The organism is Thioclava nitratireducens (assembly GCF_001940525.2).
GTDB classification, from domain to species: domain Bacteria; phylum Pseudomonadota; class Alphaproteobacteria; order Rhodobacterales; family Rhodobacteraceae; genus Thioclava; species Thioclava nitratireducens.
The window spans coordinates 128,057-142,065 of record NZ_CP019437.1 but is presented as its reverse complement, the minus strand read 5'-3'; the positions used below and the strand labels follow the sequence as shown (position 1 = coordinate 142,065).

Annotated in this window: 13 protein-coding genes; 11 read left to right on the top strand and 2 right to left on the bottom strand. The window is 65.8% G+C overall.

Annotation, left to right across the window (positions count from 1 at the left end; translation table 11 throughout):
• Positions 1-17: 17 nt before the first annotated feature.
• The 9 genes from BMG03_RS00700 (at position 18) to BMG03_RS00660 (ending at position 8,272) form a co-directional block, all read left to right on the top strand.
• A complete protein-coding gene (locus BMG03_RS00700) occupies positions 18-2,147 on the top strand; it encodes an FAD-dependent oxidoreductase (RefSeq protein WP_075775358.1) in 2,130 nt (709 codons plus the stop codon).
• Entirely contained in the window at positions 2,144-2,749 is a 606-nt protein-coding gene (locus tag BMG03_RS00695) for a CDP-alcohol phosphatidyltransferase family protein (RefSeq protein ID WP_075775359.1), read from the top strand. The genes BMG03_RS00700 and BMG03_RS00695 overlap by 4 nt, the downstream gene beginning before the upstream one ends.
• Before the next feature lie 11 nt (positions 2,750-2,760).
• Positions 2,761-3,960, top strand: a complete 1,200-nt coding sequence (locus BMG03_RS00690; protein WP_075775360.1) for an ABC transporter substrate-binding protein — start codon at positions 2,761-2,763, stop codon at positions 3,958-3,960.
• Between the two features lie 7 nt (positions 3,961-3,967).
• Positions 3,968-4,402, top strand: a complete 435-nt coding sequence (locus BMG03_RS00685; protein WP_077701032.1) for an ABC transporter permease family protein — start codon at positions 3,968-3,970, stop codon at positions 4,400-4,402.
• Positions 4,393-5,622, top strand: a complete 1,230-nt coding sequence (locus BMG03_RS00680) for an ABC transporter permease (protein ID WP_077701031.1) — start codon at positions 4,393-4,395, stop codon at positions 5,620-5,622. Before BMG03_RS00685 ends, BMG03_RS00680 begins: the two co-directional genes overlap by 10 nt.
• On the top strand, positions 5,619-6,254 hold the full coding sequence (locus BMG03_RS00675) for an ATP-binding cassette domain-containing protein (RefSeq protein ID WP_075775361.1): 636 nt from the start codon (positions 5,619-5,621) through the stop codon (positions 6,252-6,254). Before BMG03_RS00680 ends, BMG03_RS00675 begins: the two co-directional genes overlap by 4 nt.
• Before the next feature lie 109 nt (positions 6,255-6,363).
• The gene (locus tag BMG03_RS00670) at positions 6,364-6,987 is read left to right on the top strand and encodes a hypothetical protein (RefSeq protein WP_157771527.1); all 624 of its coding nucleotides are present in this window, start codon (positions 6,364-6,366) and stop codon (positions 6,985-6,987) included.
• A gap of 149 nt (positions 6,988-7,136) precedes the next feature.
• Positions 7,137-7,910, top strand: a complete 774-nt coding sequence (locus BMG03_RS00665; RefSeq protein ID WP_075775363.1) for a DUF6478 family protein — start codon at positions 7,137-7,139, stop codon at positions 7,908-7,910.
• Positions 7,911-7,921: 11 nt separating this feature from the next.
• Positions 7,922-8,272: a hypothetical protein gene (locus BMG03_RS00660; protein ID WP_075775364.1), complete on the top strand. Its 351-nt coding sequence runs from the start codon at positions 7,922-7,924 to the stop codon at positions 8,270-8,272.
• 56 nt (positions 8,273-8,328) lie between these two features.
• On the opposite strand, the gene BMG03_RS00655 is transcribed toward BMG03_RS00660, so the two are convergent.
• Positions 8,329-9,957 (bottom strand): AMP-binding protein, encoded by a 1,629-nt coding sequence (locus BMG03_RS00655; RefSeq protein WP_075775365.1) that lies wholly within the window; start codon positions 9,955-9,957, stop codon positions 8,329-8,331.
• Between the two features lie 97 nt (positions 9,958-10,054).
• Between BMG03_RS00655 and BMG03_RS00650 the strand changes: the two genes are divergently transcribed.
• Both BMG03_RS00650 and BMG03_RS00645 read left to right on the top strand, forming a co-directional pair.
• Positions 10,055-10,702, top strand: coding sequence for a sulfotransferase family 2 domain-containing protein (locus tag BMG03_RS00650; RefSeq protein WP_075775366.1), 648 nt, complete (start codon positions 10,055-10,057; stop codon positions 10,700-10,702).
• Positions 10,703-10,964: 262 nt separating this feature from the next.
• Positions 10,965-11,633: a Hint domain-containing protein gene (locus BMG03_RS00645; RefSeq protein WP_075775367.1), complete on the top strand. Its 669-nt coding sequence runs from the start codon at positions 10,965-10,967 to the stop codon at positions 11,631-11,633.
• 179 nt (positions 11,634-11,812) lie between these two features.
• Here the strand turns inward: BMG03_RS00645 and BMG03_RS00640 are convergent, their stop codons facing one another.
• Positions 11,813-14,002 (bottom strand): 3-hydroxyacyl-CoA dehydrogenase NAD-binding domain-containing protein, encoded by a 2,190-nt coding sequence (locus BMG03_RS00640; RefSeq protein ID WP_075775368.1) that lies wholly within the window; start codon positions 14,000-14,002, stop codon positions 11,813-11,815.
• Between the last annotated feature and the right edge of the window lie 7 nt (positions 14,003-14,009).

The following is a 14,009-nucleotide window of genomic DNA, read 5'->3' as shown; positions in this document are numbered from 1 at the left end:
TCACCCACGGGAGGACCATGCGCAAACCTCTGATATTCCTTGGCCTGATCGCTCTGGCGGTGATCGCGACCTTTCTGGTGGCCGATCCCGACCCCGAACGGCTGCGCGCCCTGCGCGACAGTCTCGCGGCGTGGCGCGAGGCGCATCCGCTGGCGCTGCCCATCGGGTTCTTCGTCACCTACGTTGTCGTTACGGCGCTGTCGTTGCCCTTCGCGGTCTGGCTGACGCTGCTGGGTGCCGCGCTTTTGGGGTTCTGGCAGGGGCTGGTGCTGATCTCGTTCGCGTCTTCTATCGGGGCGCTGCTGGCCTTTCTGGTCGCGCGCTACCTGATGCGCGACTGGGTGCGCGGGCGGCTTGGCCCGCGGTTGGCGAAGATCGAGAAAGGGGCGGCGCGCGACGGGGAATTCTATCTGTTCTCGCTGCGGCTGATTCCGGTCGTGCCGTTCTTCGTCATCAACCTCGCCTTCGGGCTGACCCGGATGAAAGCATGGAAATTCTATGCCGTCTCGCAGCTCGGCATGCTGCCCGGCACGGCCGTCTATGTCGCGGCGGGCGCGCAACTGGGCGATCTGGACAGCCTGTCGGGGATCGTCTCACCGGGGCTGCTCGGCGCCTTCGCGGCGCTGGCGGTGTTTCCGTGGGTGGCGCGCGCGGCGCTACGATTCTGGGCGCGCAAGCGCGCTTATCGCGGCTATGAGCGCCCGGCCAAGTTCGACCGCAACCTGATCGTCATCGGCGCAGGGGCGGCGGGGCTTGTGGCGTCTTATGTCGCGGCCCAAGCGAAGGCGAAAGTCACGCTGGTGCAGGACGGCCCGATGGGCGGCGATTGCCTGAATTTCGGCTGCGTGCCGTCGAAGGCGCTGATTGCCTCGGCGAGGGCTGTGGGTGTGGCACGCGGTTCCGAGGCGCTGGGCGTGCGCGCGGATGTCTCGGTCGATTGGTCCGTCGTGACGCGGCGGATATCCGAGGTGATCGCGCAGATTGAGCCGAATGATTCCGTGGAGCGCTATGAAGGTTTGGGCGTCGAGGTGATCGAAGGCCATGCGCGACTGGAAGACCCATGGACCGTGCGCGTGGGCGACCAGCGCCTGACGACGCGCGGCGTCGTGCTCGCGACCGGCGCGGCTCCGGTGATCCCGCCGATCGAGGGGATCGGATCGGTCGAGCCCCTGACCTCGGACACGCTGTGGGAGGCGCTCGCTGCGATGCCTGCGCCACCCGAGAGGATGGTGATCCTTGGCGGTGGCCCGATCGGCTGCGAGATAGCGCAGGCGCTGGCGCGTCTTGGGGCGGGCGTGACGGTCGTCGAGGCGGCGGAGCGGCTGTTGATCCGTGAAGATACCGAGGCCTCGGACGCCATCGCGGCCGCGTTGCGCGCCGATGGGGCCGATCTGAAGCTTGGTGCGAAGGCGATCCGCTTCGGGCGGGACGAGTCCAGCACGGATGGACGTAAATGGCTGGAGCTGGAAGACGGCTCCAAGATTCAGTTCGACACGCTGCTGGTCGCGGTCGGACGCAAGGCGCGGCTCGAAGGCTTTGGGCTGGAGGAGCTGGGCATTCCGGCAAACAAAGTGATCGAGACGAACGACTACCTCGAGACGCTGATGCCGAATATCTACGCCGCAGGCGATTCGGCCGGGCCCTTGCAGCTTACCAACGCCGCGGGCCATCAGGGCTGGATCGCGGCGGCGAATTCGCTGGCCTCGCCGTTCTGGCGCTTCAAGGCCCACACCGCGCCGATCCCGCATGCGGTATTCACCACGCCCGAACTGGCGCGGGTGGGGATGACAGCTGCAGAAGCCGAGGCGGAGGGCGTGCATCACGAGGTCACGACATATCCGCTTGGCGATTTGGACCGGGCGCTGGCCGAAGGCGCGGGACAGGGCTTCGTGCGGATTGTCACCGCGAAGGGCTCGGACAAAATCCTTGGCGCGACAGTCTGCGGCGCGCATGCCGCCGAGGTGCTTACCGAGTTCGCGCTGGCGATGCGGCACGGGCTGGGCTTGGGCAAGATTCTCTCGACGCCGCATATCTATCCGAGCTGGTCGGAGGCCGCGAAGAACGCCGCCGGGCGTTGGCGGCAGGCTCATGTGAACCCGCGCACCCTGCGGATCGCCGAGCGTTTCATGACCTGGAGGCGCGGATGATCGATGCTGCTCTCCTGCCGCTGCAACGTGCCATGATGCAGCCTCCCGCCGAGGCGCTGGCCGCGCGCGGTATCCGCGCCGATCAGGTGACGGTGGCCGGCTTCGCGCTGGGTCTGCTCGCGATTCCGGCGCTGGCGTTCCACGCCTATTGGCTGGCGCTGGCGCTGATCCTCATCAACCGGGTCGCGGACGGGCTCGACGGGGCCATCGCGCGGATCAAGGGGCCGACCGATCGCGGTGCGTTCCTCGATATCGCGCTGGATTTTCTGTTCTACGCGCTGATCCCGGTGGGCTTCGCTCTGGCTGATCCGGCCCGTAACGCGCTCGCCGCTTCCATCCTGATCGCGGCCTTCGTCGGCACCGGGTCGAGCTTTCTCGCTTTCGCCTCGATCGCCGCCAAGCGCGGGATGAGCACCGATGCCTATCCGACGAAGGGCATCTACTACCTCGGCGGCCTTACCGAAGGGGCCGAGACGATCCTGTTCTTCGCGGCGATCTGTCTGTTTCCGCAAGCCTTCCCGATCCTTGCCGGGATCTTCGCCGCCGCCTGTTTCGTGACCACCGTGACCCGCTGGCTGATGGGCTGGCGGGCGTTTTCCTGAACGGAGAGAGTATGAGAAACCTCCTTGCCGCCCCGGTTCTTGCCGCGAGTCTCGCGCTGCCGCTCGCTGCGCCCGCCTTCGCCGATTGGGCGCAGATGCAGGCTGAGGCGAAGGGCCAGACGGTCTATTTCAATGCTTGGGGCGGCGATCCGCGCACCAACGCTTTCATCGATTGGGTGTCCGATCAGATGCAGGAGAAATACGGCGTCACGGTCGAGCAGGTGAAACTGTCCGACACTGCCGAAGCCGTTTCGCGCGTGCAGGCCGAGAAGGCGGCAGGCAAGGATGACGGCGGCGCGGTGGACCTTATCTGGATCAACGGGCCGAACTTTCTGGCGATGAAGGACGCGGGGCTGCTGCATGGGCCGTTCGTGAGCGATCTGCCCAATGCGAAATATCTCGACCTGTCGGAAGGCTCGGCGGCCACGACCGATTTCACCGTGCCGACCGAGGGCTATGAGAGCCCGTGGCGGCTTGCGAAATTCGCCTTCGCCTATGATGCGGAGCGGGTGAACGAACCGCCGAAGGATATGGCGGGGCTTCTGGATTGGGCCAAGGCGCATCCGGGCCGCTTCACCCATCCCAACCCGTCGAATTTCATGGGGGCGAGCTTCCTCAAGCAGGCGCTGGTCCAGTTGGCGCCCGATCCGGCGGCGCTGTCGCAGCCCGTGATGGACGAGGCCTATACCAAGGAAACCGCGCCGCTCTGGGCGTGGTACGATGCGTTGCGCCCGCTGATGTGGCGCGAAGGCAAATCCTTCCCCGAGAACGAAAGCGCGCAGGCGCAACTGCTGGCCGATGGCGAGGTCGATTTCGCGATGTTCTTCGATCCCGCCGCGCCCGCCGCGATGATCGAGCAGGGCGTGCTGCCGCCCTCTGTCCGCGTCTGGGTGCCCGAGGGCGGCACGATCGGGAATATCTCCTACGTCGCGATTCCCTATAACGCGGCGCATCAGGCGGGGGCGGAGCTGGTCGCGAATTTCCTGCTCGATCCGGCCACGCAGGCGCATATGCAGGACATCCGCGTGCTGGGAAGTTTCTCGGTGCTCGATCCGGCGAAGCTGGACCAGGCGGCGAAACAGGCCTTCGCTGATTTGCCTACCGCGCCCGCGCTGCCGACGCTGGAGGAGTTGGGCCCGACCCTGCCCGAGCCGCACCCGAGCTGGATGACCAAGCTCACCGAGGACTGGGCGCAGCGCTACACGAAGTGAGGTTCCGATGCGGCTCGCCGGGGCGATCATGACGCTGGTGATCGGCGCGCCAGTGCTGCTGGGCGCGGTGCTGACGCTGGCGACCGCGTTTGGCTGGCAGCCGGGGCTGGGGCGCGTCGCGCTGGGCTGGAACGGTTTCGCTGAGGCATTGGCCGCGCCCGGTATCCTTACCGCGCTGCGGCTGACGCTGGTGACCGGTTTGGGGGCTACGCTGCTGTCGCTTGCGGCTTCGATCCCGCTCGCGCGCTGGCTGATGACGCGGCAATCGGCGTCGCGCTGGCTGACGCCTCTGCTCGCGGTGCCCCATGCGGCGCTGGCGATCGGGCTGGCCTTCCTGATCGCGCCCTCGGGCTGGGCGGCGCGGTTGATCTCGCCCTGGGCGACTGGCTGGGACTTGCCGCCGCAGATCGTCACTGTGGGCGACCCGTGGGGGTGTCGCTGATCCTCGGGCTGATGCTGAAAGAGGTGCCGTTCCTGACGCTGATGACGCTGGTCGCCGCCGCGCAGCGCCCGGTGGCGGCGCAGATGGCGGCGGGGCGCGCGCTTGGCTATGCGCCGGGGCGCGTCTGGGCGCGGATCGTCTGGCCGCAGCTTTACCCGGCACTGCGCCTGCCGGCGCTGATCGTACTGGCCTTTTCGCTGTCGGTCGTGGACATGGCGCTGATCCTCGGGCCGTCGAACCCGCCGACGCTGGCGGTGCGGATCCTGCGGCTCTACGGCGCGCCGGATCCCGCGCAGGCGGTGCCCGCCTCGGCGCTGGCGGTGATACTGCTGGCGGTGATGGGTGCGAGTGCGGCGCTTTGGATGGCCGGCGAGCGCGCGGTGGCACGGCTGGGCAAGACGGCGATCCGCACTGGGAATCGCGGCACCTCGCGGCGAAACTGGAGCGGCGCTGGCCTGATCGGGGCGGGCGGTCTGCTGGCGATCGGATCGCTCGGCGCGCTGATCCTGTGGAGCCTCGCGAGCTTCTGGCGCTTTCCCGATGCCATGCCCGCCGATCTGACGCTCAAACGCTGGGCCAGCGCGGATTGGGCAGGGCCCGCTCTGACCAGCTTGTCCCTTGCGCTGGTCTCGACCGGGCTGGCGGTGATCCTCGCGATGCTCTGGTTGGAAAGCGAGGATCGCTCCGGCAAGCGCCTGCCGCTCGGCGCCTTGATCTTCCTGCCGCTTTTGCTGCCGCAGATCGGGTTTCTGCAGGGGCTGACGACGGGGTTCCTCTGGCTCGGCCTGCCGCCCGGGCCGGTCGCGGTGACATGGGCCGAACTGCTGTTCGTCTTTCCCTATGTGATGATCGCGCTGGCCGGGCCGTGGCGCGCGCTCGACCCGGCGCATCTCGCCAGTGCGGCGAGCCTCGGGGCCGGGCCGACGCGACGCCTGCTGCGGATCAAGCTGCCGATGCTGCTGGGCCCGATCTGCGCGGCGGCGGCGATCGGGGTCGCGGTGTCGGTCGCGCAATATCTCGCAGTTCTGCTGCCCGGGGCGGGGCGCGTTCAGGCGCTGGCGACTGAAGCTGTCGCGCTGGCCTCGGGGGCGGATCGGCGGCTGGCCGCGATCCTCGCGCTCATGCAGGCGGCGCTGCCATGGCTGGGTTTCGCGCTGGCGCTCGCCGTGCCGGCATGGTGGCATCGCAATCGGCGCGGGTTGCGCGGAGGAGTGGCATGAGCCTCGAGTTGATCGATCTGAGCCTGACCGCGCCCGGCGCCTCCGCGCCGCTCTTCGCGTCGCTGTCGCTGGTCGTGGCGCCCGGCGAGACCGTCTGCCTGATGGGGCCGTCCGGGATCGGCAAGTCGAGCCTGCTCGCCCATATCGGCGGGCACCTGTCGCGTGGGTTCACGGCCTCGGGCGATGTGCTGCTCGATGGCGAAAGCGTCACGCAGCTGCCCGCCGAGAAACGCGGCATCGGGATGCTGTTTCAGCAGGCGCAGCTTTTCCCACATCTCTCGGTGGGCGACAATCTGGCCTTCGGGTTGCCCGGGCAGGTGAAGGGCAAGGCGGCCCGGCGCGCGGCGGTCGAGGCGGCATTGGAACAGGCCGGGCTTGCGGGCATGGCTGATCGCGATCCGGCGACGCTGTCGGGCGGGCAGCGCACCCGTGCGGCGCTGATGCGCACGCTGCTTGCCCGGCCCCGCGCGGTGTTGATCGACGAGCCCTTCGCCGCGCTCGACGCGGAGTTGCGGGCCGAGATCCGCAGTTTCACGCTGCAGCATCTCGCGGCCGAGCGGATCCCTTGCCTGATGGTCAGCCACGATCCGGAGGATGGCGCGGCAGCTGCGCGCCGGATCACATTGGGCTGAACCCCGCGCAGCCGCAGTGCGGCGAGCCCCCGCAGACTTGCGCGTTGAAGGCCCTGAGGCTATCTCAAAACTCATGATTTCTGCTGTCAAACACCGCTCGTCGTGTCTTTTGGCCCCCCTCGCCCTCGCGCTGGGGGTTACCGGATTGCTGGCGGGGTGTCAGCCGACAGCCTTCGGTTCGGCGCAGGTCGCAAAAGCCCGCACCACGCTCGCGAATGGCGCGCTGACGGTAGCCGCGCCGAAGGGCTGGTGCGTCGATCCGAAAAGCCTGCGCAATTCCGGTGCGGGGGGGTTCGCGCTGTTCGGCAATTGCGCTGCAATCTCGCGCAATGCCGAGGATGCCCATGCGCCAGAGCCCGCGCTGCTGAGCGTCACCGTCGGGCCGCCCGCGCTGGAGGATGGCTCCGGCAAGCTGTCACGGGATCGGCTCAAGAAGATCGGGGATTTCTTCCATTCCGAGATTGGGCGGGCGGCGCTGTCGCGATCTGGCGAGGCGGGCGACGTCACTATCAAGGGCACCGATATCGCCGATGGCACCTTGCTGCTGCGGGTCGAGGATCGCTCCGGCACCGGCGGGCCGCCGATCGCCAAGACCTATCTGCGGGGCGTCACCGCGCTTGGCGGGCGGATCACCGCGCTGTCGGTTATGCCGCTGAAGGAAGGCGAATTGAGCTACGCCCAGCAGCGCCAGTTGCTGGAGAAATTCATCGCCGCGATCCGCGCCGCGAACTGACCGTGCGGACGTGACGCTCCAAGCGCGCGTCGCCACGCCGGAACATGATGACTTCGCCCGGAAATTTCCCTTTCTCAGAACCCGGTGATAAGGAATAACTGCTGTGATGCCGCAAGCGGCAACGGCAGGACGGGAAAGAAGGGCGGGACATGGCGGGGCGAAACGGCGGATCGCTGTTGCAACGGATTGCCGAGCGGCGCAGCTTGCGGCGCTGGCGCGATGCGGCGTCCACGGTGCCCACGCTTGGGCCTGATGGACTGCGCAGTCTGCGCGCCCGGGCGCGCGCGCTGCGCAACGAGCTCGACACGGTGCTCCGCGCGACCGAGCAGCGGCTGACGGCCTTTCCCGGTGATACGTCGGTTCGCAAGCCCGCCGGCAGTGACTGGGCGTGGCGTCCGCTGCTCTGGCGGGTGAAGGCGCATCCGCATGGGATCGCGGGGGCGCAAAGTCGCGACAAGCTTGGCGATGACCTCACCCTGTTCCATGACTGCCCTCGGTCCGAGATAACGCTGCGCCAGATCCGTAATACCAAGGGCGAGACGCTCGCGCCGTTCGGGCTGCGGCTCGATGTGCTGCGCTTCGAAGGCTCGTTCCTGTCGCTGGTGCTCGACCTACCCGATGCGGCGCTTGGCGGGCTGCAACTCAACCATCTCATCCGGCTGGAGATGCAGCTGGAGTGCGAGCGGGAACTGGAGGTGTTCTGCCGCCTCAACATCAAGCACGGCCCCAATTCGGAGCAGCTGGTGCGCGAATTGCCCCAAGGCGATGGCGCGCGCTATGTCGAATTCGATCTGGCCTATACGCGGATGAACGAGCGGCGGTTGGAAAAGGTATGGGTCGACCTGATTTTCGAAAACCCACGGATGAACGAGGTGGTGATCCGCGATCTCACCTTCGCGCGCTACCCGCGCGCCGAGCTGTGACGGAGGCGAGGATGCTGGAAAATTCACGGATCAAGGCCGGGCGCTGGGAGGCGGTGAGCCACGAGAAAGAGGCGCCCGATCTTGAGGTGCGCCATCAGGGCGAGGTGCTGGAAGGGCTGTTGCTGACTGGCGAGCCGGGCGACTGGCGCCTCTCGCAGCCGATCCCGGCGGAGTTGCTGAGTGAGGGGGTGCTGACCTTCCTCGTCTGCCGCAAATCGGATGGCGAGGTGATCGACCGCTTCTCGCTGGTCGCAGGCGCGCCGCTCGCGGGTGATCTGCGCGCCGAGATCGACCTGCTGCGCACCGAGTTGGACATGCTGTCGCGCGCCTTCCGCCAGCATTGCGCCGAGAGCGAAAGCTGAGCCTTCTACGCGTGCGCGCGCCCTCGCGCGGGCGCGCGCACGCGTAGAAGAAAGACCTACGCGTCGAGCAGCTTGGCCACGGCCCGCAGCTCGAATTTCTGGATCTTCCCGGTCGAGGTTTTCGGCAGTTCGGAGAAGACCACGCGCTTGGGCGTCTTGAAGCCCGCGAGCCGCTCGCGGCAGAACTTGATCAACTCCTCTTCCGTCGCCTCCTTGCCCTCCTTCAGCTCGACGAAGGCGCAGGGCACCTCGCCCCAGGTCTCGTCGGGCTTCGCCACGACCGAGGCGAGCGAGACCGCCGGGTGGGCGCAGATCACGCCTTCCACCTCGACCGAGGAGACGTTCTCCCCGCCCGAGATGATGATGTCCTTCGCGCGGTCGGTGATCTTGATGTAGCCGTCGGGATGCATGAAGGCGATGTCGCCGGAGTGGAACACGCCGCCCTCGAAGGCCTCGCGCGTCGCCTGCGGGTTCTTGAAGTAGCCCTTCATCACCATGTTGCCGCGGAAGACGATCTCGCCCAGATGCTGAGAGTCGCGGGCGACCTCCTTGCCCTGATCGTGAACGGTTACCTGTTCGAGCATCGGCATCGACACGCCCGTGCGCGCCTTCAGTTCGGCACGTTCCTCGCCGGTTGCGCCGTCCCAGGACGGCTTCCAGGTGCATTCCACGGCAGGACCATAGGTTTCGGTCAGCCCGTAGACTTGCGTGACGTTGAAGCCCAGCGGTTCGATCGCGGCCAGCGTCGAGGCGGGCGGCGGGGCGCCGGCGGTGAAGACTTCGACCACGTGATCGAAGGGGCGGCGATGCTCGTCCTTGGCGTTGACGATGGTGTTGAGCACGATCGGCGCGCCACCGAAATGCGTCACCCCGTGATCGGCGATCGCGTCATAGATGTTCTTCGCGGTCACGTCCCGGCAGCCGACGACCGTGCCGCCCATCATCGGGGCCATCCAGCTATGGGTCCAGGAGTTGCAATGGAACAGCGGCACGATGGTCAGCAGAACCGGGTAAAGCTGCATCCGCCACGAGATCGCGTTCGCCTGCGTCGAGAGATAGGCGCCGCGGTGGTGATAGACGACGCCTTTGGGCTTGCCGGTCGTGCCGGAGGTGTAGTTGAGCGCGATGCTCTCCCATTCGTCCTCCGGCATGATCCAGTCGAACATCGGGTCGCCCTCGGCCACCAGCGCCTCGTATTCGAGGTAATGCCCGGTAGGCTCGAACCCGTGATCGGGGTCGGCCACCTCCACGATCTGCGGCGCGGGGCCTTTCATCTTCTTCACGGCTTCTTCGGCCACCGGCAGGAAGGCCACGTCGCAGAGCACGATCTTCGCGCCGCCATGTTCGAAGATATAGGCGACGGTATCGACATCGAGCCGTGTGTTGATCGCGTTCAGCACCGCGCCGCAGGCGGGCACGCCGAAATGCGCTTCGATCTGGGGCAGGGTGTTGGGCAGGATCGTCGCTACCACGTCACCCGAGTTCACGCCGCGCGCCTTGAGCGCCGAGGCGAGCTGGCTCACGCGTGCGTGGTAATCGACGTAATTATAAGAGCGGCTGCCGTAGATCACCGCCAGCCGCTCGGGGAAGACCTCCAGCGCGCGGTTGAGATGCGACAAAGGTGTAAGCGGGGCGTAATTCGCCGCGCATTTCTCCAAACCCGTCTCGTCGGCAAGCCAGCCCATGAAAACCTCCTCCTCAATTGTTCGGGCATCTTCAGGCGGCTCCGCGCGAAAGGAAAGAGGGTTTGCGTCATCTTTCGTCAGAGATAGTGTCTCGCGCATGATCGTTTCGCATGGCCGTCGCTATATCTTCGTTCACATCCCGAAGACGGGCGGCACGGCGCTGACGCTCGCGCTGGAGGACCGCGCCATGGCGGACGATCTTCTGATCGGAGACACGCCCAAGGCGCAGCGGCGCAAAAGCAGGCTGGCGGGCCGCGAGACGCGAGGGCGGCTTTGGAAGCATTCCACGCTGAGCGACGGGCTGGGGCTCTATACAGAAGAGCAGGCTCGGGCCTATTTCACTTTCACACTTGTGCGGAACCCGTGGGATCGGGTCGTCAGCTACTACCATTGGTTGCGCGAGCAGCAGATGACGCATCCGGCCGTGGCATTAGCAAAGTCACTCAGCTTTTCGGACTTCATAAACCATCCGCACACCCAGGCATCGCTCGCGGCGGCCCCTTATGGCAGCTACATGCGGCTGCCGGACGGGGAGGAGATTTGCGACCTTTATATTCGCCTTGAAGATGTAGAGACCGATGCCGAACCCCTCGCGACGCATCTGGGGTTTTCCGTGATGCCCTTCGCGCGATCCAACATTTCCGCGCGGAAGCGCAACTGGCGCGAGTATTTTTCGGATGCCGACGCTGAAGCGGTTTCAAAACTCTGTGCCGAAGACATCGCGCGGTTCGATTACCGATTCTAAATTTTCGCGCGATTGCAGATTGCGACGCATTTTGGGCCATTCTTACGGGCGGTGAACGCACCCCTATCCAAAAAGATAGGTCAATCGAGCGTGTCCCCTATCCAAAAAGATAGGTCAATCACGGGTCCGTGAGCAACTTACTGTCCGAAAGTATAGGTTTGCCACATTTCGGTCACCTTTCGGCCCCGGAAACTCCCTAGGAATCAATTGATCTGGGTAGGACCAAGAAATGGCCTCGCCGACTTTCAGAAGGAAGACCGACATGACCCGCAGTGCAACGACGACCTGGGACGACGATTGCGCCTTTGATACCGCTCTGGCGGGCGCAACCTCCGGGCGAATGCTCGACAACGGAGCTGCGTCGGGAATCGTCGCCGGAACGCGCATCGCCACCGCCATGGGCTGGCGCCCGGTGGAAGCGATCGCAGCCGGTGACATGGTCATGACTTTCGACAGTGGCCTGCGTCCCGTCGCGGACGTCAAACGGACTCAACTCTGGCTCGGTCACGGGCGTTGCCCGGACCATCGCAAGCCGCTCGCCGTGCCGGTCGGCGCGTTGGGCAACAAAACCCCGATGCTGCTTTTGCCTGAACAGAACATGATGGTGGAAAGCGACATGGCCGAGGCAATTTACGGTGACCCCTTCGCCGTGATCCCCGCTTCGGCACTTGAAGGCTATCGCGGGATCGATCGGATTACACCCCACCGTCCGATCGACGTGATCGTGCTGGAGTTTGAGGAGGAGGAGATCGTCTACGCTAATGGTTCTGGCATGGTCCATTGCGGTTCGGTCAACAGCCACCGGCTCGAAGCGCTCTTCGACGATGATGCAGGCCCGAACTACGAGACGCTCTCGCTCGAGATGGCGCGCTCGATCGTCGCGGGGCTGATCGACGAAGATCTGACCGCACATGCTTACGCGGCAGAGTGATAGCCCGGCCTGATCCCCTCCTGAAATTCTGACAGGCCGAACGCCGCACCCCAGACCAGGGTGCGGCGTTTTCCTTTGCCCGGGAATAGGCGAACGCTTCGGCGCAGAGGAAGGCGCGCGCATAGAAAAACGCCGGGGCCTTTCGGTCCCGGCGTTCTGGTTTCTCTGGCGCTGTCGGATCAGGCGGCTTTCGCGGCCTGACCGTCGCCGAAACGACCATAGAAGGTGTCACCCTTGGCTGCGATGTCGCGCAGCAGGGCGGGGGCTTCGAAGCGCGGACCGTATTGCGCGGTGAGCGCCTCGCAGATCTCCACCGCCTTGCCGGCGCCGAGGATGTCGAGCCACGAGAACGGGCCACCCGACCAAGGGGCGAAGCCCCAGCCGAGGATCGCGCCCACGTCACCCTCGCGGATGTCTTCCAGCACGCCCTGCTCGAAGGCGCGCACGGCTTCCAGCACCTGCGCCATCAGGAGGCGATGCTGCACGTGATGCACGTCGGGCTGCTCGTCGGCGCGCGGGAACTTGGCGTCGAGGCCGTCCCACAGGCCTTGGCGTTTGCCCTTGTCGTCATAGTCGTAGAAGCCCGCGTTCGACTTGCGGCCCATCCGGCCTTCGTCGGCCATCCAGAACAGCACGTCATCGACCGCCTCATCGGGATAGGCATCGCCCATCGCGGCCTTGGTGGCCTTCGCGATCTTCACGCCGAGGTCGATCGAGGTCTCGTCTACCAGCTGCAGCGGTCCGAGCGGCATGCCGACCATAGTCGCGGCGTGTTCCACCAGCGTCGGGTTCACCCCTTCGGCCACCATGCGAATCCCCTCGTTGATATAGGGGATGATGCAGCGGTTGGCGTAGAAGAAGCGCGCGTCGTTCACCACGATCGGCGTCTTGCGGATCTGGCGCACGAAGTCGAGCGCCTTGGCCACGGCCACCGGACCGGTCTCGGCGCCCTTGATGATCTCGACCAGCATCATCTTGTCGACGGGCGAGAAGAAGTGGATGCCGATGAACTGCTCGGGGCGTGCGCTGGCCTTGGCCAGCTCGGTGATCGGCAGGGTCGAGGTGTTGGTCGCGAAAATCGCATCCTGCGGAATCACGGCTTCGGCCTTCTTGGTGACCTCGGCTTTGACGCCCGGATCTTCGAACACCGCTTCCACGATCAGGTCGCAGCCTTCCAGCGCGGCGTAATCGGTGGTCGCGTTGATCAGGCCGAGCGTCTTCGCCTTGCCCTCTTCGGTGACCTTCTTGCGCGAGATGCCCTTGTCGAGGATGCCTTCGGAATAGGACTTGCCGCGATCGGCGGCCTCTTGGCTGTTGTCGATCAGCACGACCTCGATACCGGCTTTGGCCGAGACATAGGCAATGCCTGCGCCCATCATGCCCGCGCCGAGGATGCCGACCTTCTTCACCCTCTGGTCCGACACGTCGGGACGGTTCGCGCCCTTCTCCAGCGCGCCCTTGTTGATGAAGAGCGAACGGATCATCGAGGTCGACGACGGGTTCAGCAGAACGTTGGTGAACCAGCGCGCCTCGATCTTGATCGCCTGATCGAAGGGCACGAGCGCGCCTTCATAGACCGCCGAGAGCAGCGCCTTGGCCGCCGGATAGACGCCCGCGGTCTTGCCATGCACCATCGCGGAAGCACCGACGAAGGTCATGAAGCCCGCCGGGTGATAGGGTGCGCCGCCGGGCATCTTGAAGCCCTTCGCGTCCCACGGTTTGACCAGATCGGCGTCTTTGGCGTTCAGCACCCATTCCTTCGCGGAGGCCAGCGGATCCTCGACGACCTCGTCGATCAGGCCCGCAGCTTTCGCCTTCTTGGGGTCCGAAAGCTTGCCTTCCAGCAGGAAGGGCGCCGCCGCCATCGCACCGAGCTTGCGCGAGACACGGGTGGTGCCGCCGCCGCCGGGGAAGATGCCGACCATGATCTCGGGCAGGCCAATCTTCGCCTTCGGATTGTCCGCGACAAAAGTGCGGTGCGTCGATAGCGGCAGTTCCAGACCGATGCCGAGCGCGGTGCCGGGGATCGCGGTTGCGATCGGCTTGCCGCCCTTGTTGGTCTTCGGGTCCATGCCAGCGCGCTCGATCTTGCGCAGGACATGGTGCATCTGCATCACCCCGTCGAAGATCGCCTGAGCGCCGCCTTCGCGCATCTGCGCGATGACGTTGAGATCCATGCCGCCCGCGAAATCGGGCTTGCCGGAGGTGATGACGACACCCTTCACTGCGTCATCCGCCAGCGCCTTGTCGATGAAGCTGTCGAGAAGAGCGAAGCCCTCCATGCTCATCACGTTCATCGACTTCTCGGGCACGTCCCAAGTGATGACGGCAACGCCGTCGCTGCCAAGTTCGTATTTGAAATCAGCCATTTGTTCC